The following is a 3383-nucleotide window of genomic DNA, read 5'->3' as shown; positions in this document are numbered from 1 at the left end:
GTCCCTGCGTCACGGGTATCATCAGTTGAGGGCGGATGACCGCCCCGGTGCCTCTCGTGAGAAACGTGCGGTGCGCCAGCCAATGGTTCCCAAGGGGTAGCATGCAGCGGGTCATCATCGTCTCCAACCGGCTTCCCGTATCTGTCGAGAAGCGAGCGGGCGCTGTCGCGGTCAAGCGCAGCGTCGGCGGCGTGGCGACCGGACTGGGATCGTTTCACGACGCGCACGAGAGCCTCTGGGTCGGCTGGGCCGAGGTGTCCGAAGCGCGTCTCTCCTCCGAGGAACGCGAGCGCATCCGAATCGAGTTGGCCGAGAAGCACCGCTGCGTGCCGGTGTTCCTCACTGCCGCGGATGTGCGCGGTTTCTACGCGGGGTTCTCGAACCAGACCTTGTGGCCGCTGTTCCACCAGTTCACCCAGTACGCCAGGTTCGATGCCGACAACTGGGCCGTCTACGAGCGTGTCAACCGCAAGTACTGCGAGGCGGTCCTCGAAGTCGCCCGGCCGGGAGACACCATATGGGTCCAGGACTACCAGCTGATGCTGCTGCCCAAGATGCTGAGAGAGAAGATGCCGGACGCCAAGATCGGCTTCTTCCTGCACATACCGTTTCCCTGTTTCGAGGTCTTCCGAATGCTGCCGTGGCGTCGCGAGATACTCGAGGGGCTTCTCGGCAGCGATCTGATCGGGTTTCACACCTACGACTATGTGAGCGAGTTTCTGAGCAGCGCCCGACGCATCTTGGCTGTCGAGGAGCAGCATGGTCGGGTGGTGGTGGACGAACGTCTCGTGATCGTGGATGCATTCCCCATGGGTATCGACTACAATCGCTACGCCAAAGGGGCTGCTTCACCCAAGGCACGCAAGAAAGCCGAGGGCATCACAGCCGGTGCGGTCGGCTGCAAGGTCGTGCTCTCAGTCGATCGGCTCGACTACACCAAGGGCATTCCCGAGCGTCTGCGCGCGTACGACGCGTTCCTCGACCGGCATCCGGAGTGGCGAAACAAGGTGTCGCTGATCTGTGTCGCGGTGCCTTCGCGCACTCGAGTCGAGGAGTACGCGAGACTCAAGAAAGATGTCGAGCGGTTGGTGGGATCCATCAACGGCAAGCACGGGACGCTCGACTGGACTCCGGTGCGCTACCTGTACCGCTCCCTGCCGTTCCCCACCCTGTCGAGCATGTACGCCGCATCGGATGTCGCCTACGTCACTCCGCTGCGTGACGGCATGAATCTGATCGCGAAGGAGTACGTGGCCTCACGCGGCGACACCGGTGGCGTCCTCGTGCTCTCCGAGATGGCCGGAACTGCGCAGGAGCTCAGCGAGGCGCTGCAGGTCAACCCCTACGACTTGGACGGTATGGTCGAGGCGTTGGAGACGGCGCTCACCATGCCGCCCAAGGAACAGCGTGAGCGGATGACCTCCATGCAGCATAGGGTGAGTCGCTACACCGTCTCGCGATGGGCCGAGGAGTTCCTGGACTCCCTGGAACAGGTGAAGCTCACGCAGTTCGCATATGACGCACAACTGCTTCACGAGCCGGCGCGAGATCGGCTCTTGCGCTCGTACCGCGGCGCGAAACGCCGGCTCCTCATGCTCGACTATGACGGGACCCTCGTGCCCTTCGCACCAACCCCACGACAGGCACGCCCGTCGGCACGGGTGCACAACCTGCTGAAGCAACTGGCGTCGGACCCCCGAAACGAGGTCGTCGTCATTTCCGGTCGGCAGCGGACGTCGCTCGAAGAATGGCTCGGTGACCTGCCGGTCGACCTGGTGGCCGAACACGGCGTATGGCTGCGCGTCCGAGGTGATCAATGGGTCACAGCCGAGCCGGTGACCGACGAATGGAAGCCCCGGATCAGTCCCGTTCTCGACCTGTTCGCGGATCGTACGCCGGGCTCATTCGTCGAAGAGAAAGACTCTTCTCTTGCCTGGCACTACCGCGCGATCCACCCAGCGTTCGCCGAAACGCGAGTGGCCGAGCTGAAAGCGGCTCTCGTGGGAATCGCCAGCGACCTCGACGTGACGATCGTTGAGGGGCACAGGGTCGTCGAGATCAAGTCGGCGAGAGTCAACAAGGGCAGCGCGGCACATCGGTGGATGGGCCAGGAGGACGTCGAGTTCGTGCTCGCCATCGGCGACGATCGCACTGACGAGGACATGTTCGAGATGGCACCCGACGATGCATGGACCATCAAGGTGGGTCGCGGCTCCACCCATGCTCATTTCTCAGTTCCCGGAGTCAAGGAAGTGCATGATCTACTCGCCCGAATGGCGGAGGCTGATGCGACGTGAAGCACCTCGCCGACTAGCGTGACAACGCCCACGCTGCGTTGTTGACCCCGATGTGCGAGAACGCCTGCGGGGTGTTGCCGAGAAGTCCGCCGGTCGTGAAGTCCACCATCTCAGCGAGCAATCCCAGGTCGTTGGCGTGGGCGGTGACAGTCTCGAAGTACTCCTGCGCGCGTTCGCGCTCTCCCGCGAGCGCGAGACACTGGATCAGCCAGAAGCTGCCATCAACCCCGCAGAAGCCGTTGGGTGGACTGGTCAACGGCTGCTGTGTTCGCATATCCCCTCGCCCCGCCAGCCGTCGAGGAATTCACTTCCCCCACTCCCACACGTCGGCCTTCCCGCGCTGGTTGAATGGCGCCTCCGACCAGTCTATGCCGTAGTTGTATGGGTAGTAGACGGCCGCGGCGGTCGCCGGCTAAGTGAAAACCGCCAGCAAAGCCATCGCACAGAATCGCATCCGCATCCCCATGCTCTCCCCCTCCCCCAATGGCAGCATGTGGCACCTTACGCGCGACACCGACACACGTCAAACTGCCAAGGAATCTCTCGACAGAGATGCCCCGGAAACGAACAGGCCAGACACCCTCTCGGCGTCTGGCCTGCGAGTTCATGGTGGGCCATAGTGGACGTACTTGTAACGCAGCGCGCCGCTACTTGGAGTCGTTCAAGATGTCGTCCACCGCGGCAAGGGTCAACTTCAGGTCGCCCTCATCACTAACCAGTTCGTACTGCATGGAGTCTCTTACGAAGATGGCGCGTGCTCCGAGCGGGAGGCGCCTCCCGTTGGGCAACAACTGCTCACCCGGCTTCATGAACCATACATCCACGCCGTTGACGATCTCGTGCTCAAACAGGGGACCGCCATCAGTTCGAACAATCTTGACCTCGTCTATCGTTCCGTCTGGCCACTGAACCCCAGTGATCTTCGGGGCCTCGGAAACGTGGTCGCCCTCCGTGAACATCTTGAGACCGGAGGAGAACAGGACGTTCATGCCGCGCTGGGACTGAGGGATGGCCGTCGACTGGGGAAACACACGGACCGGGTTGCCGACAACCGATGCGCTGGGGACCTTGAAGCCAGGTGCAGCC

The 3383-nt window shown here is 62.6% G+C and carries 2 protein-coding genes and 1 pseudogene; 1 reads left to right on the top strand and 2 read right to left on the bottom strand.

All coding sequences use genetic code 11. From position 1 onward, the window contains the following. Positions 1 to 101 precede the first annotated feature (101 nt). On the top strand, positions 102 to 2297 hold the full coding sequence (locus Q8K99_06000; protein ID MDP2182102.1) for a bifunctional alpha,alpha-trehalose-phosphate synthase (UDP-forming)/trehalose-phosphatase: 2196 nt from the start codon (positions 102 to 104) through the stop codon (positions 2295 to 2297). 13 nt (positions 2298 to 2310) lie between these two features. Here the strand turns inward: Q8K99_06000 and Q8K99_05995 are convergent. Together Q8K99_05995 and Q8K99_05990 are read right to left on the bottom strand one after the other, a co-directional pair. Next, positions 2311 to 2514: pseudogene (locus tag Q8K99_05995) on the bottom strand (glycoside hydrolase family 15 protein). A gap of 430 nt (positions 2515 to 2944) precedes the next feature. Beyond that, on the bottom strand, positions 2945 to 3383 hold a 439-nt coding region (locus Q8K99_05990; protein MDP2182101.1), incomplete at its 5' end, for a hypothetical protein.

This window comes from Actinomycetota bacterium, assembly GCA_030682655.1.
GTDB lineage: Bacteria > Actinomycetota > Coriobacteriia > Anaerosomatales > JAUXNU01 > JAUXNU01.
The sequence above is the reverse complement of the archived record's forward strand: the minus strand, read 5'-3'. Positions and strand labels throughout refer to the sequence as shown.